This window comes from Thermostilla marina (genome assembly GCF_054657455.1).
Map to the genome: position 1 here is coordinate 1,657,378 of NZ_BAAHYR010000001.1, position 22,338 is coordinate 1,679,715.

General features: G+C 60.1%; 17 protein-coding genes. 6 read left to right on the forward strand and 11 right to left on the reverse strand.

The window, feature by feature from the left end:
* The first annotated feature begins 249 nt into the window (after nucleotides 1-249).
* Nucleotides 250-1,479 (forward strand): right-handed parallel beta-helix repeat-containing protein, encoded by a 1,230-nt coding sequence (locus ACYQ2I_RS05965; protein ID WP_460166088.1) that lies wholly within the window; start codon nucleotides 250-252, stop codon nucleotides 1,477-1,479.
* 18 nt (nucleotides 1,480-1,497) lie between these two features.
* Here the strand turns inward: ACYQ2I_RS05965 and ACYQ2I_RS05970 are convergent, their stop codons facing one another.
* The 6 genes from ACYQ2I_RS05970 to ACYQ2I_RS05995 all read right to left on the reverse strand — a co-directional run bounded on the left by ACYQ2I_RS05970 (nucleotide 1,498) and on the right by ACYQ2I_RS05995 (nucleotide 11,131).
* Nucleotides 1,498-3,135, reverse strand: a complete 1,638-nt coding sequence (locus ACYQ2I_RS05970; RefSeq protein ID WP_460166089.1) for a trypsin-like peptidase domain-containing protein — start codon at nucleotides 3,133-3,135, stop codon at nucleotides 1,498-1,500.
* A gap of 132 nt (nucleotides 3,136-3,267) precedes the next feature.
* Nucleotides 3,268-5,307, reverse strand: coding sequence for a multiheme c-type cytochrome (locus ACYQ2I_RS05975; protein ID WP_460166090.1), 2,040 nt, complete (start codon nucleotides 5,305-5,307; stop codon nucleotides 3,268-3,270).
* Between the two features lie 125 nt (nucleotides 5,308-5,432).
* A complete protein-coding gene (locus ACYQ2I_RS05980; protein WP_460166091.1) occupies nucleotides 5,433-6,653 on the reverse strand; it encodes a DUF1573 domain-containing protein in 1,221 nt (406 codons plus the stop codon).
* Between the two features lie 201 nt (nucleotides 6,654-6,854).
* Nucleotides 6,855-9,191, reverse strand: a complete 2,337-nt coding sequence (locus tag ACYQ2I_RS05985; RefSeq protein WP_460166092.1) for an O-antigen ligase family protein — start codon at nucleotides 9,189-9,191, stop codon at nucleotides 6,855-6,857.
* A 174-nt stretch (nucleotides 9,192-9,365) separates the two neighbouring features.
* Nucleotides 9,366-10,532 (reverse strand): MraY family glycosyltransferase, encoded by a 1,167-nt coding sequence (locus tag ACYQ2I_RS05990; RefSeq protein ID WP_460166093.1) that lies wholly within the window; start codon nucleotides 10,530-10,532, stop codon nucleotides 9,366-9,368.
* Complete coding sequence (locus tag ACYQ2I_RS05995; protein WP_460166094.1) at nucleotides 10,529-11,131, reverse strand: DUF4416 family protein; 603 nt, start codon at nucleotides 11,129-11,131, stop codon at nucleotides 10,529-10,531. The genes ACYQ2I_RS05990 and ACYQ2I_RS05995 overlap by 4 nt, the downstream gene beginning before the upstream one ends.
* Before the next feature lie 132 nt (nucleotides 11,132-11,263).
* Here ACYQ2I_RS05995 and ACYQ2I_RS06000 point away from each other — a divergent pair, with 132 nt between their 5' ends.
* From ACYQ2I_RS06000 to ACYQ2I_RS06010, 3 genes are all read left to right on the forward strand, one after another.
* Nucleotides 11,264-12,697, forward strand: a complete 1,434-nt coding sequence (locus ACYQ2I_RS06000) for a sulfatase-like hydrolase/transferase (RefSeq protein WP_460166095.1) — start codon at nucleotides 11,264-11,266, stop codon at nucleotides 12,695-12,697.
* Between the two features lie 187 nt (nucleotides 12,698-12,884).
* Nucleotides 12,885-14,474: a HEAT repeat domain-containing protein gene (locus tag ACYQ2I_RS06005; RefSeq protein WP_460166096.1), complete on the forward strand. Its 1,590-nt coding sequence runs from the start codon at nucleotides 12,885-12,887 to the stop codon at nucleotides 14,472-14,474.
* Between the two features lie 60 nt (nucleotides 14,475-14,534).
* Nucleotides 14,535-15,200 (forward strand): hypothetical protein, encoded by a 666-nt coding sequence (locus ACYQ2I_RS06010; RefSeq protein ID WP_460166097.1) that lies wholly within the window; start codon nucleotides 14,535-14,537, stop codon nucleotides 15,198-15,200.
* Nucleotides 15,201-15,424: 224 nt separating this feature from the next.
* Here the strand turns inward: ACYQ2I_RS06010 and ACYQ2I_RS06015 are convergent, their stop codons facing one another.
* Nucleotides 15,425-16,843 carry a hypothetical protein gene (locus ACYQ2I_RS06015; protein ID WP_460166098.1) on the reverse strand — a complete coding sequence of 473 codons (1,419 nt, stop codon included), beginning with the start codon at nucleotides 16,841-16,843 and terminating at the stop codon, nucleotides 15,425-15,427.
* A 547-nt stretch (nucleotides 16,844-17,390) separates the two neighbouring features.
* On the opposite strand from ACYQ2I_RS06015, the gene ACYQ2I_RS06020 reads away from it, so the two are divergent.
* On the forward strand, nucleotides 17,391-18,578 hold the full coding sequence (locus ACYQ2I_RS06020; RefSeq protein ID WP_460166099.1) for an alpha/beta hydrolase fold domain-containing protein: 1,188 nt from the start codon (nucleotides 17,391-17,393) through the stop codon (nucleotides 18,576-18,578).
* 14 nt (nucleotides 18,579-18,592) lie between these two features.
* On the opposite strand, the gene ACYQ2I_RS06025 is transcribed toward ACYQ2I_RS06020, so the two are convergent.
* Together ACYQ2I_RS06025 and ACYQ2I_RS06030 are read right to left on the reverse strand one after the other, a co-directional pair.
* The gene (locus tag ACYQ2I_RS06025; RefSeq protein WP_460166100.1) at nucleotides 18,593-19,453 is read right to left on the reverse strand and encodes a TatD family hydrolase; all 861 of its coding nucleotides are present in this window, start codon (nucleotides 19,451-19,453) and stop codon (nucleotides 18,593-18,595) included.
* A gap of 64 nt (nucleotides 19,454-19,517) precedes the next feature.
* The gene (locus tag ACYQ2I_RS06030) at nucleotides 19,518-19,760 is read right to left on the reverse strand and encodes a hypothetical protein (RefSeq protein WP_460166101.1); all 243 of its coding nucleotides are present in this window, start codon (nucleotides 19,758-19,760) and stop codon (nucleotides 19,518-19,520) included.
* Between the two features lie 347 nt (nucleotides 19,761-20,107).
* On the opposite strand from ACYQ2I_RS06030, the gene ACYQ2I_RS06035 reads away from it, so the two are divergent.
* A complete protein-coding gene (locus ACYQ2I_RS06035) occupies nucleotides 20,108-20,374 on the forward strand; it encodes a BON domain-containing protein (protein WP_460166102.1) in 267 nt (88 codons plus the stop codon).
* Nucleotides 20,375-20,509: 135 nt separating this feature from the next.
* Here the strand turns inward: ACYQ2I_RS06035 and ACYQ2I_RS06040 are convergent, their stop codons facing one another.
* A complete protein-coding gene (locus ACYQ2I_RS06040) occupies nucleotides 20,510-20,887 on the reverse strand; it encodes an STAS domain-containing protein (protein ID WP_460166103.1) in 378 nt (125 codons plus the stop codon).
* 254 nt (nucleotides 20,888-21,141) lie between these two features.
* On the reverse strand, nucleotides 21,142-22,170 hold the full coding sequence (gene ruvB, locus ACYQ2I_RS06045; RefSeq protein WP_460166104.1) for a Holliday junction branch migration DNA helicase RuvB: 1,029 nt from the start codon (nucleotides 22,168-22,170) through the stop codon (nucleotides 21,142-21,144).
* Nucleotides 22,171-22,338 lie beyond the last annotated feature (168 nt).

The window sequence follows — 22,338 nt, forward strand, 5'->3', positions numbered from 1 at the left end:
AAAAATTGGCACGCAGAAATAACTTCAGGCATAATAGACACTTCGGAAAAACGGTGGGGGTGCCGCCTTCTCATCCCATTGAGACGCTATCGCGGAATTCCGCGGGCATCCGTGGAATGGCCCGCGGATTTCCGTGCCTCCGTCGGATTTCCGTGAGAGAATGGATCGAAGGTGCGGCGCTTGTTTGGGGGGGCGGTTGGACGGCGAGCGGTTTACAGGGAACCGACTCATGAATTCTGGAGCATGATAATGAGAATCGATGTCGCTTGCATTGGAGCCGGGATGGGGTTCCTCGTTTCGATTGCGGGCTGGATCGGCGACCGGCCCGTGGCCTCCGCCCAGTCGTTGCCGTCGCAGGTCGTAGCCAGCAGCGATCAGCTCTACGCAGCTTGCCGCCGGGCGCGCCCGGGAGACGTCGTTCGCATCGCACCGGGACGCTACCGGACCCCCGTTTACGTGGAGAACATTCAGGGCACGCGGGAACGGCCGGTGGTATTCGAAGCCGCCGTTCCCGAACATCCACCCGAGTTCGTCGGGGGAACGGAGGCTTGGCACCTGTCGAACGTCGCCTACGTCGTGCTTCGAGGGCTTGTTGTCCGCGGGCAGTCGGGAAACGGGATCAACGTCGATGACGGCGGCCGGTTTTCCAGCCCTTCGCATCATGTGCTGCTGGAACGTCTCGTCGTGCAAGACGTGGGACCGCAGGGAAATCATGACGGGATCAAGTTGTCGGGTGTTGACGATTTCGTCGTCAGAGCGTGCCGAATCGAAGGGTGGGGCGGACAAGCTGTCGACATGGTAGGATGCCATCGCGGCGTCATCGAGGCATGCTACATGCGAGGCAAACCCGGCTTTTCACAACATACCGGCCCGCAGGCCAAAGGCGGCTCGTCCGATATCGTGATTCGCAAGTGCCTGTTCGATCATGCGGGAATGCGGGCCGTCCAGTTAGGCGGATCTACCGGCTTGGCCTTCTTCCGGCCGCAAGGTGCGAAATACGAGGCGGCCGATATTTGCGTTGAAGATTGCGTGTTCATCGGCGGCGAGGCTGCCGTTTCGTTCGTCGGTGTCGGTCGAGGTGTGTTTCGGCGGAATACCGTTTACCGTCCCGAGAAATGGGTGATGCGAATCTTGCAAGAGACTCGCGAACCGGGCTTCGTGCGAACACGCGACGGCGTATTCGAACGTAATGTGATCATCTTTCGGAGGAATGAGCTGGCAACGGCTGTGAACGTGGGGCCCGACACGTTGCCCGGCACGTTTCGGTTTCACGAAAACTGGTGGTACTGCGAAGACATGCCGCAGGCGAGTCGCCCCGAACTTCCGGCCGCCGAGACAAACGGCACGTACGGTGTCGATCCGCGTCCTGCCGATCCGTTGAAATACGATTTGCGGCTGCTGGAGCCGCGGGCAAAAGGCTACGGTGCCGCCTTGCCGGAAAGTGTGCGTCGCTTGCCGTTCGACGGCGGGGAACGGTGATCGATGCCCGAAAAGTTTTCAGTCGGCAAGCGCTAGCATATACATGCTGACGACCACCGGAAGTCGGACCGGTTCCGGTTGATTGCCGAAGGTGACATTCGCGACTTCCGGTTTGATCATACCGAGCACGAGCACGCGAGTACCACGATCGGGAAAGGCCTGATCGGGGCCCGTTTGGACAAGCACGGTGGACGTACCGTTTGGCAAGGGGAGTTCGCATACCGCGGCTTTGTCGACCGATTGAAACACGGTCCCGACGAAGACGACGCCTTTTCCGTGTTGGGGCAAGCGTTCGACGGCGGCTTCGTTCAATGCTTGGATTTCTTCCGGCGTGAACTCGGGTGGAGTTGAGGCGAAAAACGTCTTGTCGTTTTCAGCGGCGATTTGATGGACGAGGTTCGGAGGTACCCCTTCGGGAACTTGTCCCGAGATTTCGAGGATCTTGACGGCGTTCAGCAGTCTCGAAAGATGACAAACTTTGGTGTATTCCTCGGGATCGGCAGGCATCCAATTCTTGGCTTGAAATTCGGCCAGCAATGGGCCGATTTCGCGGGTGTCGATGATCTTTTCGGGGGCCAAGGTCGAGAAGTTCGGCGGATCAGGCGGAGGCAGCGGCGTTATCTTGGTGCCGGCGCGGGCCAATAGTTCCCGCAGATGACGCACGTGGATCGCAAACCCGTACTCGGCCAGGCGGTGAATGAAGGTGTTGATTCCCAGCACGCGACCGTGCGCGTCGACCAGCGGTCCGCCGCTGTTGCCGGGCGAAAGCTTGGCATCGTGCTGAATCCATATCACGTGGGACGGCGTGTGAAGCTGCGCCACGATGTGGTCGGGAAACTTGCGAAGAATCTCGTCGGTCGTTCGTACGTTGCTGACGATGCCTCGCGACAGCGAAAAATCGACGTTGTAGGGGTGTCCGAACGCATAGATTTGTGAACCCAACGGCGGGGTACCGTCGTAGGTGATGTCGAGCAGCGTCAGTTGGATGGGACGTTCGGCCAAGGCCAGGATCGCTAGGTCAAGTTCCGGCGCACGGGCGACGATCCCCTCGATGCGGCAGGTCGTCCCGTCGGCCAACGTGACTGTCGCCGACGTGTTGATCGCTTCGACGACGTGATTGTTCGTGGCGATCCATCCTCGCTTGTCGACGAAAAAGCCGGTCCCGCTTTCGATGATCGTTCCGCCTTGCGTGGGAACGTCGATTTTGACGACGGCTTTTTCGGCTTCGTCGAGGCTGCGGGCGACACGAACATGTTCGAGTTCCCCGGGGAGATTCCACGTGTCGCGCGACGAGGGCACCTGTTCCTTCGGCGCGTCCGGCGTCACGGCGGGAACGCCCGACCATTGCCGATACCCGAGTCCGCCGATGACGGCTGCGAGAACCACAACCGTCGCGATCAGAAAAAACACCGCAGGGAAACGGCGGGAGCTGCCTTTTGCGATTCTTCGGTAGGGGCTGAGGTCGCCGACGACCTCGTCGATCTGCGGGAGCGTGTCGTCGGTTTGATCGACCTCGCGTTCCGGGAAGGGCCGGAACGATTCTGCGGAGACGACGAAGGCGTGGCCGCATGCCCCGCAGCGCACGCGCTGCCCCGGCGCGATATCGGCCGCGCGATGCGTTTTCGAGCAGCTTGGGCAGACGATTACGCGAGACATGGCGGTTCGGTGCCGGGTGACGAGTCGGCGATGCGCGAAGCGTAACTGAGTCGACCGACCGGTCCCTTGGGACGCGGCGCGACACTTTGTCAGTGTAATCGTCGTCCGAACGAGCCGCGAGTGCGTGCAGGACTATTCGTAGTGTTCGACGAGCGGCCAATACGTTTCGAAGTCGAACTCGGGGCTGTTGTCCAGATCGTGACAGTTGCGGCACGAATGAACTTCGGATTCGGCCATCTGTTGCTTCGTGACGACCATGGCTTCTGCCGCCTTCTTTTGCAGTTCCAAGTCGGTGCCCATCTCGGCTTCGACATGTTTGCTGCCCGGGCCGTGGCACGATTCGCAGCCAACGTCGGTCAATTCGGGGGTTTGCGCTTCGCTCACGAAGCCTGATTCATAGGGAAAATATCGGGTAGGATGCCAGCCCGTCACGTGGCAACTGACACATTGCGGGTCGCCGGTTCGAGGGATCTCCAATTCGACCAGTGTTTCCCACGCTTTCGAATGTCCCGATTTTTTCCAGACTTCATACGAGGCTTCGTGGCATGAGGCGCACTTTTTCGTGCCCACGAAGGTGCCTTGCTCTTCTTTGCGGGGATGCGGAACGGGCCGTATTTCCAGGCCGTCGAAACCGAGGGCGACCAGTTGCGCTTGGTAGTTGCGCATAACGGCCTTCATCTCGGGAGAATCGGGATAGCGGGAATCGAGAATCACCCGTTGATATGCGATCGGTGTATTCGGATCGTCGAAAAAGCCGAGCACCACCGCCGCCATGCCTTTTTCGCCGACCTGAATGAAGAAACGATCGGTGCCGGGAATCGTGCGGGGCGCTCCGGGCGGTTCCGCCGGGCCGTCGGTGTTGACGATCACCTTGAATTGCGGAAAGGCCTTCGCCAGCTCCAACGCTTCTTCTTCACTGGAATAGGTCAGGAGCACGAGCACGTCGGCCGACGTTTCGAGCTTGGGAAGCACGTCGCGCAGGGCTTCGGCGGGATCGCGAAATTGTAGGTCGGGATTGTTCAGTTGCGTGTGATATTCCTTGCCCAAAATACCGGTGATACCGAAGGTCATATCGCCCGCTTGGACGAGCTTGTAGCGGGCCGTCCATTCGTCGGCAGCGAAATCGAACAATGCGACGTTGGCCGAAACGAACGGCGATTCCCCTTCGCCGGAGGTCATCACCGAAAGCAATAACGTGCTGGGAAGCCGCAATTCCGGTGCACCCAGGTTCATTGCGTGATAACCGATCTTGCGATAGGCCTCGACGGTATTCGAGAACTTGATTTCGGTCTGTTTGCCGAATCCTTTGATCAATCCGCCGACGTCGACGATCGTCGTGGGCCAGCCCTGTTCTTGAAGTTGCCGAATCATCGAATGCCGTCGGCTCAAACCGCCTTTCATGCGTTCTTTGCCGGCGCAGCCGCAGGGCTCGAAGTAGCCTTCTTCTCGTCCTGTGATGATCAACGCGGCTTTGGGTTTGCTCCAACCGACGAAGAATTGTCCGTTTTCTTTGATCGGATCGAAGGGCGGACGCTCGATGCGGCTGTGCGTCAACGGTTTGGCCGATTCGGCAGGCGTTTGCAGAATTTGAGGCGGCGCGTTTTCGGGACCCTCGGAAGAGGGGCGATCGTCGATTTCCGCCACTCCCGGCGGTTCGTACGGCGTTCCCGGTGTGGTCGGATTCATCTCAGGAACCGTCGTGGGCGAATCGGTGGCCGAGGGGGAGTCGGGACGCAGCGGTCTGTCGCCGTCGGAACGAAGCGGGTTGGGGGGAATCTCCGGGGCTTGCGGTGTTTCCGGGGCGGATGTATCGGGCCCACGAGGGGGCTCGGCGGGGGGGACGCCTTCTGCCGGCGTCGGTTCCGGGGTGACCGCTTCGGGGAATGCCGGAGTCGGGGTTTCTGCCGCCGGGGGTATCGGCGGTTCCGACGATGCATCGATCGGCGGGAACTGCGGCAGTGTATTTTCGGAGTCGCCGGGGACGGTCGGCGACGTGTCGGGCTCGACGGTCGCCGTCGGTTCCTCGGTCGGCTGCGAGGAAGTATCCTCTTGAGACGATTGCGGTGCCTGTGCCGTGGGACGGCACCCACCCATGGCACCCAAGGCCAAGATCAGGGCGCACGATGTCAGACAAACGGTAAAACGGCGAGCGTTTTTCCACGGGCCTTCCATGATTGTCGCTCCTTCGCGGCTGGCAACCGGCCGACGGACCGGCGCGGGCGCTCGGTCGAATCCGGGGAGACGATCCCCCTGTATTGGGGAAGCCTGAACTTATTTAGCAGGTTAAGCAAATTCGGTCAATCCACGATCGCAAACCGCACGCCGATCTTGATGCGCGGCGCACCCGGGGCGTTGGTTTTTAGGGTGACCCACCCCATCTTGTTCGGATCGGTGCTCATGAAATTGGCCGGGCCGCTGTTGGGGGGAACGCGAATCGTAATCGGCAACAGGGTACTCAAGCCGCCGCCGATCGATTTTGCTTCGTCCAACTCGACTTCCAAGAGCGGGGGCTTCCGTTCTTCCACTTCGACTTCGAGTTGATCGGCAGGAAAACCTTGGAGCCGGATCATCAGTCGGCTTTCTTTGCCTTCTTTCGCGTCGACCGCATCGAGGAACAAGTAGCCTTGGTTGGTGACCCAAGCCGGGCCGCTGATTTCGATGTCGCTCTCGATACGACCGCTGATCGCCACGTCGAAGGTGTCGAGGTCCTCCTGGTCGGTGTGAATGATGAGCTTTTGCGCGAAGGTTCCCAGCGGCAAGCCGGGTTTCAGATGCACACGTACGTAGTAGCCGTTGGTGGCGTCGGGATCTTCCTTGGGGAGTGCGGCGTCGGGAATCGGCTCGAACGTCACGAGGAAATAATCGGCCAATTGCTTGTCCATCAGATCGACCGCGGTAACGTGGATCGGGTGGTCCCGGTATCCCAGAACCTTGACGACCGCCGTTGCCGGTTGCCCGGCACGCACCCGGCTGAAGACAAGTTCTTTCGGAACGGTACGAATCGACTGCATCACGCGGCCTTTGACGGTCAACGTGATCTCCGGTTCGTCGGGATCGTTCGTGTAGATCGTCGCACGTTGGGTGATCGGTCCGGCGAACTTTTCGGCATTCCAATCGATCAACACTTTCGTCATGCCGCCGGGCGGGACGGTGATTTGATCGAAATTCATGACCGTGCAACGGCAAGTCGTCTCACCGCGAGTCAGGACCAAATCGGCATCGCCGACGTTCTTGATGACGAATTCGTGTTGTCCGTGCTTTTCGGACTCGATCTTGCCGAAGTCGAACTCGGGCTCGGGAACCTCGACATCGGGCAGAGGCCCGCCTTCGGGCGAGTTGGGTCGCCGTTCCGGCTTATTCTCGGGACGGACGATCGTGGCTGTCTTCTTCGACGGATCGTAGTCTTTGACGATGGGGTGTCCCGGCCATGGGGCGCGTTTCACCTTGTACCACCCCATGGCCCCGCCGACGAGGAGGCCCAACACCAGACAAGACGCTGCGATAAAGACGTATCTCATGATTTGGCCGATAGTTACATAGTGTTCTGCGGGCGCGATGAGGCCTGCCGGCATCGGTGGCCCTTCGGCATTCCCGACGAATTCCTAGAGCAAGAAGGTCTCTGCTACCATTCTACCGTTGGAAAGCCGATCGCGGGAAGGAAATGACGGCGTCTTCCGATAGTCGAATCAGGGGGCGGCGGGGCCGGCCGGGGGATTCGTCTACGACTTTCCCTCGATGAGACGCTTCAAGGCGTCCAGTTCGGCGGGCGGCAGCTTGCGGTTTTCGTGGGGCGTGATGCGATGCAGTTCGAGTGCCGACTCGGCCATCGCACGGGCATCGGCTTCGCGGCCGAACTCGGCCAAGGCCTGCGCGTATCGTGCTCGGACGAGCGCCTGCGTGGGGGCCGCAGCAACGGCCCGATCGAACAACCGAAACGTTCGATCTCGCCACGATGCAGACTGGGTGCGTTCGGCTACCCGCAGAGAGGTTTCGGCCGCCGATAATAACGCTGAAGGACGTTCGGGGACGCGTTCGAGCCACTCGCGGAGAGAGGCTTCCAGCTCGGTCAGTACCTTCGCGTCGCGCGTGTAGTACCAGCGACTTTCATACAGTTCGGTCAATCGCTGCCATGGTTCCGCCGACCACGGATCGGCTTTTGCGGCTCGACGCAGCCGGTCGATGGCCGTGTCGAAGTCCCGGCTGAGGGCCGATTCGGCCTCCAGCAATTGCAACCGGCATTCCAGCACGGGACGATAGGCCGTGACATAGCACCCGATCAGCAACCCCAAGGCGGTGATCACCGGCAACAGCGGTGTTGCCGAAACCGAAATGGTTCGGAGGCCGGTCGATGGCGATGCGGATTGCTCCGCCGTGTCGATCGGGGGACCGTCCGCAGGTGCTGCGGCCGTCGCAGGTGAACCGCCCGACTGGATGATCGCCGCCAACAGCCAAAATGTCGCTGCCACTCCGGGAAACCCGATTCCGCCGGTCGCGCACAGGTCGACGGTCAGGGCGATTAGCGCGCAGCTTGCAAGCCGCGTCGTGTCGGATTGCGACACCGCCGGCAATTGCATCAGCGCAAAATACGTGACGCACGCAATGGGAATTCCGATCAGGAACACCATCGTTCCCGGTGGGGCCGACGTGAGCAAGCCGAGCGGGTAGGCCAACAGCCACCCGGCAATCAGACCGATTGCCGTCCAGGGAAGGCTGCGTCCGGGCGAATCGGAATCGTTTGCCCTCGGCGTCGAATCCGGCGAACTGCTTCGCAAGCCGACGATGAACGTCCAGGCCAGAAATCCCAGGAGAGCGACGGCGGCGGGGACTCCGGCGGTGGCTGCGACCTCCAACACGAAGTTGTGCGGATCGGAGACTTCCTCACCGGCCGTCGGCGGCATGTATCGAGGGTAGACGTACTGAAAGTTACCCGGCCCGCAGCCGAACCAAGGTTTGTCCCGCGTAACGGCAAGAGCGCCTCGCCAGTAGTCGACGCGATAGGCGAACGATTTCGTCGCCTCGGTAACGACCTGAAGATCGAGGCCTTTCCACGCGATACCGCCGACGATCAAAAGCAACACCGCCGCCGATACGCCCAGGGCCGTTTTCCAACCGGCTCGCCGCAATGCCCGCCGATAGAGCCAAGCCAGGCAGAATCCGCCGACCAACAAGGCCGCGTACGCCGCGCGACTTTTGGTAAGAACCAGGCATAAGCCGACAACCAGGCAAGCCGCCGTAAGAACCAACGGAATCCCAATGCGGGATAGAAGGGGCGGTGTCGGCCTGCCGTCGGAACTGGGAGAAACGCCCTGGTTGCCGCGCGTAGGGAAGAATGCCCCGAGGCCTAGGCCGATTCCGACAAGCAGCCAAGGGGTCAGGAACGCGGCCAGCGAGTTCGTCAATGCGAACGTGGCGAATGGTTCCACGCTTTCGGCGCGGTTGCGGAACATGACCGCCACGGGTGAATCGACCGGTACATCCAGGCCTGCCGCCCGCAGGGCCGCGGGAAAATCTTCGGCGACGAGCCGCCGCGTGACGGGAAGCTCAACGGCGTATTGATATAAACCGTAGGCCGCCAGACCTGTCGCCGTCGCAATCATCGCCCGAAACAACAACGCAGTCGACCGCTCATCGCGGAACGTCGTGCGGACGAGGAAGTAGAACACCGCCATCGCACTCCATTCCCAAAACATGTTGATCGCCGGGCGCGGCGCGGCGTGTCGGACGGCGACCCACGCGGCAACTCCCTGCCAAGCAACCAGCAAAACCACCAGAATGTCGCCGAGCGAGGCCGTGATGCGACGCCGACGCTCGGCGACGACGCCCAGTGCCACGACCAAACCTGCGCTGAAAACCAACAACGCCACAGGCAGGCCGTCGCCTTCTTCCGCCACCCCTTCGCTGACCACAAGTGGGAACAAGACCGCCAGAGTCGTCGTGATCGCCAGGCGCATGCCGGAAAGGCGCCCCTTCCACGCATCGGATGAGGCACTACTGCGGTATGCGATATGTGCGTTGCCGGGCGTCTGCTTGCGGCGAGGGCGTTTTCGTGGACTCATCAGGTTGATTTCCAGTGGGACCGTACCGTTTCGTGACAGCGGAGCGGCCCAACATGCTTCGCCTGCAACGAGTACCTGCGTATCTTTTGCCCGCGATCGTGTTTCGTGGACAAGCGATCTTTCGACAGGATACCACAACCTGCGATCGACGCCATCGGTCGGCCCACGCTGCATCTAGCAGCGTTCGTCTTCGACCGACGGCTTCGGCGGGCGGTTTTCACGACGGCGACTGCGTCGCGCCGTCGCCTCCAAGACGGCGATCACCGACAACATGCAGCCCACCATGGCAACCACGACGAACGCGCCGATCACGTCGACCTGGTATAGCAGCAAGGCTCCCAGTCCGCAGGCGGTCGTCGTCAGGTACACCGTGAGAACGGCCTGCGTGGTCGTCATGCCCAATTCGACCAATCGGTGGGAAAAATGGTTCTTGTCGCCTTCGAACGGGCTTTTACCGGCACGAATTCGGATGGCGACGACCGTTGCCGTATCGTAAATCGGCACGGCGAGCACGCACAATGGGGCGATGATCGCATGGCGGGGAACCTGGTCGCCGGCGAACGTGGCGGTCAAGGTGACGGCTGCCATGATGAACCCGACGAAGTAGCTTCCGCCGTCGCCCATGAACAGGCGGGCAGGGGGCCGGTTGTGCCACAGGAAGCCCAGCAGCGTTCCCAAAAAGAGAAAGGAGAACGCCGCTACGAACAGTTGGCCTTCGCCGCTCATCGACTCGGGTACGGTCGCCATGACGATCCCGAACAGCCCGGCGGCGATAGCCGCCACACCGGCCGAGAGCCCGTCCATGTTGTCGAGCATGTTGAACGAGTTGACCAATCCGACGATCCACAGCACGGTGAGCGGCAATGAGAACCATTGACTGTGAATGAACACGGTCAAACGCCAGCCCGCGACATACATTGCCAGGGCGACCAAGACTTCGACACCCAGCCGCAACCGCCAGTCGAGCGAATAACGATCGTCGAGCAGACCGAGGACGAGCAGGACGGTTCCCAACCCCAACAGCGTCCACAAACGTCCCGATTGCGCCCACAATCCGGCCGCGTGACGGCTGAGAAACTCACCGACGAAGGGAATCGATTGTGGAGCAATCCAATCGGCACGGCAGAGCAGCAGAACGACTTGTGCTGCGGCCAAGGGGAAGACGACACCCGCCCAAATACCGAGACCACCGCCGGTCGGGATCGGGCGATCATGGATTTTTCGCTCGCCGGGTCGATCGACGAAGCCGTATCGACCGGCAACCCGGCGTACGATGAGACACACGCCCCAACTGACGATCGCCGCCGATAACGTTGCTGCGGGAATCAGGCGTTCGATCATCGTCGTGCCGCCTCCCGCAGTCGCCTGCGCAAATAGTTACGGCACTCGTCGAAGAAGCCGTGATACGTTTCGCTCTTGTAGTCGGGGAACGTCCACTCGTGACCTTGCCAGCGGCCGTGCCGATAGATCAACGTCGTTTCGGCGTAAATGCCGTCGCGAAGGTAGATTCGGTGCGCGAAATCCTTGGTCGAGGCCAGTACGAGTTTACCCGGTGTGAGATAACCCGGGTCGATGTTCAGCGGTCGCGGCTCAGGGTGCGGCGAGGCGTCGGCGTACTCTTCTTCCCAGCGATTGCTTGCCAGTTTCCAGTCGGCCAGATCGGCCGGATCGACCGGCTCGGCAAGGGCGAAGAAGATTTTTTGCAGGTCTTCGCCCATCGTTTGCGCGTAGTAATCGGTTTGGGTGAAGGGGAACGCCGGGCTTTTTAGGGCCACCGTTCCCCATTCGGCCTCCAGCCGTCGGGCAGTCCAGGCGAGGGTGTCGGGATAGCGGCTGAATGCGGCAACGAGGCGAAGCACAGGTTGTGCGGCGTGCGGCCTGCCCATGAGTTCCTCACGAACGATCAGTGCGGCATGGCGGGCATTTTTGACAAGCAACATTCTTCAATTTTATCATAGACCGGTTTTCTGCGGTGGGGCAGGGCCGCCGGGAGCTCGATTCGTCGAACGCGCGGTCGACGCGGAACACCCCGTCCACCATTTTCGAACGCCGCAGTCTGGGGAGGAGGATCCATGAATCAATTTGACCGAAGTCGCCGTACCTGGTGGCCGCTCGTCGTGTGCCTCGCGGGTGTATGGGCATTAGGCCTCGGCCGAGCCGCGCCGATTCGGGCCCAGCAGCCTTCCGAACGCCCGAACATCCTCGTCATCCTTGTCGACGACTTGGGGTGGTGCGATCTGGGATGCATGGGTGCCGAAGACCTTCAGACGCCGAACATCGACGGTTTGGCGGATGACGGCATGCGGTGGGTCAACTTCTACGCAAACTGCCCGGTGTGTTCTCCCACACGGTCGTCGATTCTTTCGGGACGTTATCCCGATGCGGTCGGCGTGCCGGGCGTCATCCGGACACACTCCCGCGATTCGTGGGGGTACTTGTCGCCGCAGGCGGTCTTGTTGCCCGCCGTGCTGAATGAAGCCGACTACGATACCGGCATGGTCGGTAAGTGGCATCTGGGACTGGATGCTCCGAACTTGCCCAATTTGCGAGGTTTTCGCACGTTCTACGGCTATCTCGGCGACATGATGGATGACTACTATACACATCGCCGTTGGGGCATCAACTACATGGCGAGGAATGGTGAGATCGTCGATCCGAAGGGGCACGCCACCGACATCTTCAGCGATTGGGCTTGCGAGTTCTTGGAAGCCGACCATGGCGATCGACCGTTCTTTCTTTACTTGGCGTACAATGCCCCGCACACTCCTATCCAGCCGCCCCAGGAGTATCTCGACGCTTACTTGGAACGGCACCCGAACGCCGATTCAACCCGGGCGAAGATTGCCGCATTGATCGAACATTTGGATGCCGGAATCGGCCGTGTGCTCGAGAAGCTCGACGAATTGGGAATGCGGGAAAACACACTTGTGATCTTCACCAGCGATAACGGCGGCCAACTCAACGTCGGCGCGAACAACGGCCCGTGGCGCGCCGGCAAGGGAACGGGCTATGAAGGGGGAATTCGTGTGCCGATGATCGCCCGCTGGCCGGGGCGCATCCCGTCGGGTACGGTCTCAGAGGCGATCGGGTTGACGATGGACGTTTTTCCGACCGTGTGTGCCGCCGCGGGAGTGAAACCACCGCAACCGGTCCACGGCGTGAACTTGCTCCCTGTGCTCACGGGCATGGAGGAAGATTTGCCGCCTCGTGATTTGTTCTGGGTACGACTGGAACGGCAACCGCAGACGGATCACGGCTGGTGGCTTTGGGTAGCGCGACGCGGCGATTGGAAGATCATTCGCGGCCCGGGAGAACGTCCCGATCAGTTGTTCAACCTGAAAGACGATCCTTACGAAACTCACGATTTGGCTGAGAGTATGCCGGACCGGCTCGCGGCGATGCAGCGACTCTTGGATTGCCACATTGCCGACACGGCTTCCGTCCCGTGGCGTGACTGTCGCGGCCTGGGGCCGGGAGAACTTCCGCCGGAAGTCGAGGAAAAATAATAATTTACGATAAACATTGGGTGTGTTTCGAGGGGGAGATCGGCTCCCCCTCGTTGCGTTTCTTGCCCGGAGAAACCGGTTGAATTATTCCGGTTGCGCAAAATTTACGGGTTTGTGTAAGGCGGCGTGGGCAATATTCCGATGCTAGGGTTGTGGAGAGTGACTCCTTGGCACTGGGATTGCGCGCGTGGCCAACAGCTTGGACGTGACATTCGACTACTTGGCGACCACGCCGAACGTGGCGGCATTGGAGACGCTGCGCGCCGCGGCTGCTTCCAGGCATGAGCCCATCTGGCGACGGGCCGTTCGCGCGTTGATGCGCCGCAACGACTATGCGGGGCATCTTGATTTGTTGCGTTCGTTGGACCCGATGATTCCACGCTGGCGGGCGGTCGTGCAGAATCCGCCGGTCGCTTTCATCGAGAGCCTTCGTTTGGCCCTTCAGGAAGACGATATCGAGATTTGCCGCAACGCGTGCCGGATTGCGGTGTGGGCGGAGTTGTTCGATTTCATTCCCGTGTTGGCGGCCCGACTCGAGGCCACCGTGCCGCCGCATCGCGAGTTGTTCGGCCAGACGCTCATGGAATTGAGCGAGATGTTGGCGTCGCGGTTGACGACGCCTCCGGAAGGACAGCGGGGCCAGGCATTGCAATGGGTCGTCGGCCAAATCCGGAACGCGCTCGAGCATCACGTCTCGCGTTTTTCAACAAAGACGAGCCGTGAAATCCTCGAAGTATATATCCTCGTCGCCGGTTCCGACCGTCATGCGCTCACTGCCATCTTGAATGCGCCGACGCATCCCGCACACAAAGCGCTCGTGAAAAGTCTGGAGGTGAATACATCGGCTCCGGTACTTCAGCTGCTGGCCGATTATCTGGCCGATCCTCAAGCACCGCCGGCGGTGTTGGGAATCATCGGGCGACGGACAGACCCGCGATTCCTGCGCCACTTGTTGCGCAAGATCGGGCCCGACCCGAATCCGATCGTCCGCAAGAACCTCAAGCGTATTTACCAATTCACGTGGCTGAAGTCCGGGATGGAAGGGCTGGATCATTTCAGCGAGGCCGAGCAGCGGGCGATCGTGCAGTTGATTCGCTATTGCCAATTGCGGCGGGAAGAGTCCTTCCGGCTGATCGAGCGCATGTTGTTCCAAGGCAGACCCGGCGCCCGCGTGGAAGCAGCCAAGGCGTTGGAGGACTACCACGGCGCCGAAGCGAACGGTTTGGCGTTGAAAGCTCTCGAAGATTCTTCGCCGGAGGTGCAAGCGGCCGTGTTGCCCCAGTTGCGGCGTCGCGGCATCCCAGGGGCGTTGCCGCGGATCGTCTCGAAGTTGGACAGCCCCCATGCGGTCGTTCGCCGTGCCGCGCGGCGAAGCCTGGCCGAATTCAGCTTTCGCCGGTTCTTGGGGACGTGGGACTTGCTCGAGCCCGAGGTACGGCGCAGTACCGGCATGTTGGTGAAGAAAGTCGATCCGCATACGCAACCGATGTTGCGGGCGGAGCTGGGCTCGCCGATGCGTACGCGTCGTTTGCGGGCGTTGGCGGTCGCTTCGACGTTGGATCTCGTGCCGCAACTGGAGATGAGCATCATTCCGTTGTTGCGCGACGAAGACCATATCGTTCGGGCGGAGGCGGCTTCGGCCCTGGCACTTTCCGAAAGTCCGCAAAGTCGTGCCGCCTTGATCGAAGCGCTCAAGGATCCCAGCCCTACGGTGCGCGAAGCGGCGCGCAAGAGCCTGGAAGAACGAAACGAACTGCAACCGACGGGCGATGGATGATCGCCGGACAACCGTTCGGCAACCCGGCTTTGAACCGACCGACAAAGAACGATTTTTGCGATGCTGTCGAAGATCATCACCGACATTTCGATCTTGGCGATTCGGGAAGCCCCGTTTCAACAACTGCAACGGGAGTTCCAGCGCCGGGCCTATGAACCGCCGGCCGGTAACGTGTATTACATCGCCGCGGGAGCGGTTGCCGTCATTTTGGGCTTGTGGGTACTGGCGAAGATCCTCGATTACCGACACCGGCGAAGGCCGTATCGGAGCCGGCTTGCTTTGTTTTGGACCTTGTGCGGACGTCATCGACTCACGTGGCGACAAACGTGGTTGTTGTGGCGACTCGCCCGCGCGCGAAAGTTGACCGATCCCGCGATGCTCTTCGTGGATCCCGACATGTTACGACCGATCCACGGTTTCGAGCGACATCGCGAGACGCTGGACTTGGTTTGGGAGGCGGTGTTCGGCGATTTGGAATCCGAACTCGAGGAATACCATCGGCGACAGTCGATGACGGATACGGATGAGGCAAACGAGGGCGAGGAATTGCGGGAGCCGGGCGAATCCTCCGGGCCGGCGGAAGCCCGCAAGATTCCCGTGCGAACCGTAGCAGCCTCCGAAGGCGACGAGGGGGGCGCGGATTCGCGTCGCGATGTGGGGCCGGTACGCCCTCCGATCGAAACACCGAAGCTCGATGTGGCCCCCTGGACCGAGGCTGAGGCCTGATCGGCGACGCTGCGGTCGAGTCGAGTCTATCGTAATCGACCGGGTGACGTCATCGGCCGTCGCTTGCAGCCGATCCGAAGCGGAAGTCACCGGGCTTCTTTCACGACCGTTTCGACCACAAAAACGAACGAGGCGACAGTACGGCACTGTCGCCTCGAATTGTTTGGATCGATCGACCACCGGTCCGAAGGTGTCGGCAGTCGAAGGATGCCGGCGGGGTTGCTTCAAAAAGCGCTACGGCCGACACCTCGCGGCGGTTCACGTTTTTGGAACAGGGGACTCACGTTACCCGACGATTCCCGCGGCTTGCCGCCTTCCGGCTTGGCTCGGAAATCCTCAGGATTGGCACCCGTTCCGTAGCGAACAACGTAACCCCGTCGGGTGTATCCGATGCGACGAAGCAGATCGCGGACGGAAATCTTTTGCAACGCCATGTCTTCGGCTTCTTTGATGAAACGGGAGCGGGCATCGATCACGTCGGGAGTGGCGTTGTCCGGCGGTTCATTGCCCACGACGAGCATGTCGGTCGACGCCGTGATCTGGCCGTGCACGACGCCTTTGTCGTCGATGTAGGCATCGACCATGCCGCCGTTGCTGCGGATGATGTTGATCAATTCATCCTGGTCGTAGCGGCCGTCGCCGTCGATATCGATATAATTGAGCAACGCGAAACGGCGATGCTCACCCGGGGCCCAAATCAGCGTGTCGACTTTGTCGCCGGGCAGGATGGGATCCGAGATCACATCGTCGATGATTCGGGCTTCGGCCAAATGCGGGCCGCGGATTTCGATGACTTCGATGCTCCCCTTCGATTCCGCTTGGGTCACATCGCGGGTATTCGAAGGATAGACCGTGAAGACGGTTTGCGGGATCAGGCCGTCGGCCTCACCCAAATTGATCCAGACGAGCCCCGTTCGCTGATCTACCCATTGGACCGTGCCGTCGGCCTCTTCGAACTCGGGGTTCTTCATCTTCTGGATAGTGGCGGTTCGAACGGTCAACAGGTTGCTCAGCTTTTGTAGCTTGATGCCCGCCTCTTGCAGTTGTTTCCGCATGTCGGCCAGGGCCTGTTCCGACTGCTCCTGAATCGACGTGACTTTGTTCAACAAGTCTTGTTGCGCTTTCTGAGCGGCCGATAGGTCTTGCGTGAACTTCTGGCGTTCCTGAGCCAAGGTGGCCTCGGCGTCATTCGCTCGCTTTTCCTGCTGGGTGATCAGCGGCGTCTTGCTGGCTTCCAATTGGGCGATGCGTGTTTCGGCATCTGTGAGTTTCTCTTGAGTGGCGGCCAGCGTGGCGTTCTTTTGTTGCAGGGTTTTCCACAGGTGGATGACGACTTCGCGGTACGATCGTTGCGATTCATCGAGATCGGCACCGTAGACCTCGAGATCGTGATCGGCCTGCTCGGTGATCTTGCTGATCTCTTCGGTCGGATCGAATCCCGCCTTTTCCTTCAGCGTGTTGAAATCACGCTGAAGCGTAGACAACATTGCCGAGGTTTGTTGCTCGCGTTCGACGGCCTGTTGTGCCTGACGTGCGGCTTCATCCCATTGGCGATAGAAAAGGTACGTCGTGACGCCCAACAAGACGGTAAGGATCACGAAAATGATCAAGGCAATGTGCAGCCCTTGATTTTCACGTGCCATGACAAGCGTGCTCCTGAATGGAAAGCTCGTTTACGACCGGTCCCTGGAAAAGGACCGACGGTGATCGGCTCGATACCGGCAGAAACATACGACGGTCGTTCGTCTCTTCCGAAGCAAGATAAGTGAACCCGCCGAACGGCTCCGGCCCGCGCCGATGGTGCTGTCTGGGTTGCCTGAAACCTCGTTCCGAGTTCCTCCTGTCAGGCAGATAAGGAAATCGAGGGAAACTGGATAAGAATTCAAGCTACGTCGATTCTAAATACGCCCTAAACCGCTGTCAACGTAAAGCCTTACGGGATGGGAAGCTGAGACGGGTGCCCGTCTCCGGGGATTGACGATTGCGTACGTGGTTTTGGTTTTGGCGGTCGTAGTGGATACGCACGACTCACCCGAATATCCGCGAAAACCTGCCTAGGTGAAACATGGACTCCGGTTGCCGTGTTTACCTTGGTGCCGCCTATCGTAACTCTAGCCCCGATTTCACCGAGGATACGTGCGATTCGGTCGTCGGCCGTTTTCTTGCATGCCGTCCATTGGAGTCTCCGCCATGCGTTCGAAAACGATGTTGTGGGTGGTTATTGTGACGGGGTTAATATGCCTCTTTGGAGCGGTTTTGGGCGGGTTATGGGGTATTTCAGCCGGGGCGGCGGAACCGAATCGGCCTTCCCTGGACTTCTCTGCCGTGTTTTCGCGGTTTGATCAGAACGGTGACGGTCGTCTCACACGCGAGGAGATTCCGCGGGCGTTTGATCGGTTGAATGCCGACGGCGACGAATTCGTGACGATCGACGAGGCCGTGGCCTTCCTGTTGCAGCGACCGCAGCGCGGGGCGCCACGTATCGGCAGCCGCGGTGCCGCAGACATTCCGCCTTCGGTGCTGGTTGAACGAAACATTCCGTATGCCGAAGGAAAATCGGCGCTTCGGCGGTTGGATGTGTATCGGCCGAAAGGGGCTCGTGAAGCTCCGGTGATGATCTACGTCCACGGCGGTGGTTGGCGAAAGGGCGACAAAGCGGCCGTCCATGAAAAGCCCGCTTACTTTTGCGGCAAGGGGTTTGTGTTCGTGAGTGTGAACTATCGGTTGCTGCCGAATGTCGAATTGGAAACCCAAGTGCAGGACGTGGCCGACGCCGTCGGTTGGGTAGCGAAACACGCTGAAGAAATCGGCGGCGATGCGAATAAGCTCTTCCTGATGGGCCACTCGGCGGGCTGTCATCTGGTGTCGCTGATCGCGACCGACGAACGCTATTTGAAAAAAGCCGGCGTTTCGTTCGAACAAGTGCGGGGAGTGATCGCTCTCGACTCGCAAGCGTACGATTTGCCGACGTTGATTCGCACGACCGGCGCTGGGACGTATCGCCTTGTGTTCGGTGACGATCCCGAACGGCTGAAAATGTTCTCGCCGCAGTACCACGTGGCCGAAGGGTGCCGCATCCCGCCGTTCCTCATCTGTTACAGTCGCGGAATGACGGCGCACGTCTCACCGTTGCGCCGACGGTTCGCCGAACGTTTTGCTGCAACGCTCGAAGAGGCGGGTGTTTCTGCCCGCGTCGTCGACGCCTCGGACCGTTCGCACGGCGAGATCAATCAGTGGTTCGGGCGCAAAGGGGATCGTGTGACCGAAGAAGCCGAACGGTTCCTCGATACGATCTTGTCGAAGAAGGATACATCGCAGCCGGTTACGACGACCGGCGGCAAGCCGATAACGTCGGAAGATTCGGCGAAGAAACGATAGTAGGGCCCGCTTTCTCACCTTGCGGTGATCGGCTTGTCGCCCACGGGGCTGTCGGCAACCGACTCGATTCGAATCGGTGCGATCGGGAACTTGCCGCTTTGCGAGAGGAACCGTACCGGATTGTTGTGGAAGATTTCGACGGCTTCCTGCACGCTGTGACCGCGGCGTCGGAAATCGGCAATACATTCCTGCAACGTGAAGGGATCGCTCGGTCCCCAATCGGCCGACGAGTTCACGAGCGTACGCTCCCAGCCGTAGCGTTCCAGCATGTCGACGGCTCGCCGCGGCGAACATTTCGTGATCGGGTACAGGGTGAAGCCGAGCCAGTAACCGGCATCTTTGACCATCCGAATCGTGTGTTCTTCGACGTGGTCGATCCACACGCGGTCGGGGTCGAGAGGGAAATTGCGAAGGATCTCCAGAATCCGTTTCGTGCCGTACCATTTGTCTTCGAGGTGCGGCGTGTGGATCAGCAAGAGCTGGTTGTAGTCGAGCGCCATCTGGATGTGCGCTTCGAATGTTTCGCACTCGTTGCGGGTCGACTTGTGTAGACCGGTTTCGCCGATGCCCAGTACCGTCGGCTTCTTGAAGAACTCGGGCATCTTTGCGAGCACGGCGCGACTGAGTTCCGGGTTTTCGGCCTCTTTCGGGTTCACGGCGACCCAACAGAAATGCTGGATGCCGTATTGAGCCGCCCGCGTCGGTTCGAACTCGCTGATCTGCCGAAAGTAGTCGATGAACGTTTCAGGATAAAGACGGTCGAATCCCGCCCAAAAGGCCGGCTCGGCAACGGCGACAACTCCCGCTGCCGCCATGCGTTCGTAATCTTGTGCCGTGCGGGCGATCGCGTGGTAGTGAGGTTGAATGATCTGCATGAATCGACTCCGCGATGATCGATGGTTGTATGTCGGCCGGATCCGAATGGCTCGTTCGACGTCGTCAGGCCTCGTCGATCGGGTCGGAGAACAGTCGCAATAGCGTTTCGGCCCGATCGTCGCGTACCGTGCGGTCGGCCAGAATCTCCAGGCTGCGATAGATTTTGGCAAGTTCCGGCGGCGTTTCGGCCGTGGCATCGGGAGCACCGCGACCGCGATCGTATCGGTCCAGCGTGGCTGCGATCTCCAACAGCATGCAGCGAACGTCGAGGTAGTAGTGCTTGAGAACCTCTTGGTCGGTCAACATGGCGGGCAATCCGTCGAGTGATTTTCGCGGGCAACATTTCCACGTACGAACATTTCGGGCGGTCGGCACGCCCATGGTTACGGCAATACCATCTTCGATCGACGAGTGAGGGAAGTCAATTCACCGTGCCGCGCCCGAGGCGGCGCTACAATCGGTAGTCTTGTCTTGAACAGTAGTTGCCGCACAGCCCGCAGGATTTGCGTAGCTTAGACAGTTTTGGAGAAATGAATTCCTCGGAAGGGCAAATCCGTCAAATTCCGCGGTGAATGTTTCGAATAGAAGAGATAGGGAACATGCGCAATGAGGGACTGACCTCGTTTGTCCAAGGGATGAGGGGCAGCGCTGCAATGCGACGAGACAATTTGCCGGAGCACGAGAAAGAGGTCGATGTCGTGGAAATCCAATCGTCGGGCGGTGTCTTGGCGGATCGGATCGGGGCGGCGTTGGAACGCAATCCGTACCTGATGGGCCGCGTGTTTCGCTTCGAAACCGATCGAGGACGCGTGATCTTACGAGGTGTCGTCGAAACGTACTTCCAAAAGCAAATGGCGCAAGAGGCCTTACGCGGCGTCGACGGGGTGGAAGAAATCGACAACGAGCTGGAAGTCGTTTGACCGGCGATTTGCCGAAGAAACAAGCCCGCCCTGTCGCAGAAACTATCGTGCGACGAAGCTCTCTCCCGATGTTGCCTTCGGGCGTCGGCGCGACGCGGCGATCGGGCCTTTCCGGCTATGCGTTTTGGTGGGCGTTCAGCGCGGTTTACGAGGATGGCAGGCCATCACGGCGTCTTCCGGCGATTCGTACACCGGCAAGATCGGGGACAGGCGGCTGTGATGGAGCACCTCCCGATTGTGCTCCGACAGGCCGCAGATCCGCAGGACACCGTATCGCTCGGCCAAGACACGCTGAAGCTGCAACAACTGGCTGATAAGGAATGTGTTGAGAAGGTCGACCTCGTCGAGCTTGAGCACGATTCGGTTGACCAGATGGCGATCGGCCAGTGTCAACAGCTCATCGGCCAGCGGGACCAGTTGTGTCGTGAGCCGGCTCTTCACCCGGGGACGCACGATCAACCAGCCTTCCCCGCATTCCACGTCGAACTCCCATCCTAGGGCTACCGTAGGCATGACGGTACTCCTTCGTTTCGGCAATCGATGACTGCCGGTGAGACAAGGAACCAACATGGATTCTAAGGCGGTATAAAAGCGTTACAATCCCCCGATCGGACTAATCACGCAAAGTCGCGCAAATCGCTTTTTCTTCACGATTTTCGGCACGCTGAATGCACTCGGAATTGCCCTCGCTGCATGCACTGACAGCATTCGCGTCGAGTGGGCCGCGCGTGCGAACAGACCGGGGGCGGAATGCGGAGCGGCCGGGATCAAAACAGAGTGCCTTGCGGCGGTTCGTCGGGGATCGCTGCCGAAATTCCCAGATGCTCCAACGCTTTGACGGTCACTTTTCGCCCCCGGGGGGTGCGGACCACTAATTCCGATCGCAGCAAGAACGGCTCGACCTCGTCGATGAGTGTATCCGGCGGCACGTTCATCGTGTGGGCAATCGCCTCGACGCCGACCGGTCCGCCGCCAAATACCCTGACAATCGTTTCGAGATACTTGCGATCTTGGGCATCGAGGCCCAACGAATCGATTTCTTGCATTTCCATCGCATCGCATGCGACGGCCAAAGTGATATGGCCGCCTGCCCGCGCGGTTGCGTAGTCACGCACCCAACGCAAGCGGTTGTTGGCGATGCGGGGCGTGCCGCGGCTGCGGGCGGCAATTTCCAGGGCGGCGTCGTCGTCGATGGTGACCTGGAGTTTCTTCGCGTTGCGATGCACAATTTGCGCGAGTTCTTCCAATGAATAGAAGTCGAGGTGCTCCCGCATGTGAAAGCGATCGCGAAGCGGTGCCGAGATCAATCCCGTTCGCGTCGTCGCACCGATCAGCGTGAAAGGTTTCAGTCGAATGTTCAGCGTGCGGGCGTTGACGCCTTCACCCAACGTGACGTCGATCCGGAAATCTTCCATGGCCGGGTAGAGGAATTCCTCCACCGACTTTTGCATCCGATGAATTTCGTCGATGAACAGTACGGACCGCTCCTCGGCGTTCGTCAGATAGGGAATCAGGTCTTTCGGGGCCTTCAAGGTTGCGCCGCTGGCAATTTGGAACGAGACACCGAGATGCCGCGGAATACAGGTGGCAAATGTGGTTTTTCCCAAGCCGGGCGGCCCGTCGAACAAGATGTGTCCGAGCGGTTCATCGCGCTTCATGGCCGCTTCGAGGGCGATCCGCAGGCGTTCGTGCACGGCGCGCTGCCCGACCATCTCTTCCATCCGCTGTGGACGAAGATCATGGTCGTCGTCACGATAGTTCGACAAGCCCGGGCGGACGATCGGATCGCGCGTCATCGTTCCTGGTTGGGGTCAGGGGAAATGGGTAATCCGGGTTGGTTGTGTTGCGTGGATTGCGGTCACAAGTTGTGACGAACAAACACTGAATATAGCAGACCGTTTCGGAAAAGGTGAAGGTGTGTTCACCTTGACCGGTGCGTGCACGCAATCGAGCCCGCAGGTCGG

What these genes read in the sequence shown, in the direction of transcription:
- ACYQ2I_RS06000 (WP_460166095.1), top strand. Translation starts at nt 11,264, where the DNA reads ATGAATCAATTTGACCGAAGTCGCCGTACCTGGTGGCCGCTCGTCGTG.
- ACYQ2I_RS05980 (WP_460166091.1), bottom strand. Translation starts at nt 6,653, where the DNA reads ATGAGATACGTCTTTATCGCAGCGTCTTGTCTGGTGTTGGGCCTCCTC.
- ACYQ2I_RS06030 (WP_460166101.1), bottom strand. Translation starts at nt 19,760, where the DNA reads ATGTTGACCGACCAAGAGGTTCTCAAGCACTACTACCTCGACGTTCGC.
- ACYQ2I_RS05990 (WP_460166093.1), bottom strand. Translation starts at nt 10,532, where the DNA reads ATGATCGAACGCCTGATTCCCGCAGCAACGTTATCGGCGGCGATCGTC.
- ACYQ2I_RS06035 (WP_460166102.1), top strand. Translation starts at nt 20,108, where the DNA reads ATGCGACGAGACAATTTGCCGGAGCACGAGAAAGAGGTCGATGTCGTG.
- ACYQ2I_RS05995 (WP_460166094.1), bottom strand. Translation starts at nt 11,131, where the DNA reads ATGTTGCTTGTCAAAAATGCCCGCCATGCCGCACTGATCGTTCGTGAG.
- ACYQ2I_RS06040 (WP_460166103.1), bottom strand. Translation starts at nt 20,887, where the DNA reads ATGCCTACGGTAGCCCTAGGATGGGAGTTCGACGTGGAATGCGGGGAA.
- ACYQ2I_RS06015 (WP_460166098.1), bottom strand. Translation starts at nt 16,843, where the DNA reads ATGGCACGTGAAAATCAAGGGCTGCACATTGCCTTGATCATTTTCGTG.
- ACYQ2I_RS05965 (WP_460166088.1), top strand. Translation starts at nt 250, where the DNA reads ATGAGAATCGATGTCGCTTGCATTGGAGCCGGGATGGGGTTCCTCGTT.
- ACYQ2I_RS05985 (WP_460166092.1), bottom strand. Translation starts at nt 9,191, where the DNA reads ATGAGTCCACGAAAACGCCCTCGCCGCAAGCAGACGCCCGGCAACGCA.
- ACYQ2I_RS06020 (WP_460166099.1), top strand. Translation starts at nt 17,391, where the DNA reads ATGCGTTCGAAAACGATGTTGTGGGTGGTTATTGTGACGGGGTTAATA.
- ACYQ2I_RS05970 (WP_460166089.1), bottom strand. Translation starts at nt 3,135, where the DNA reads ATGTCTCGCGTAATCGTCTGCCCAAGCTGCTCGAAAACGCATCGCGCG.
- ruvB (WP_460166104.1), bottom strand. Translation starts at nt 22,170, where the DNA reads ATGACGCGCGATCCGATCGTCCGCCCGGGCTTGTCGAACTATCGTGAC.
- ACYQ2I_RS05975 (WP_460166090.1), bottom strand. Translation starts at nt 5,307, where the DNA reads ATGGAAGGCCCGTGGAAAAACGCTCGCCGTTTTACCGTTTGTCTGACA.
- ACYQ2I_RS06025 (WP_460166100.1), bottom strand. Translation starts at nt 19,453, where the DNA reads ATGCAGATCATTCAACCTCACTACCACGCGATCGCCCGCACGGCACAA.
- ACYQ2I_RS06010 (WP_460166097.1), top strand. Translation starts at nt 14,535, where the DNA reads ATGCTGTCGAAGATCATCACCGACATTTCGATCTTGGCGATTCGGGAA.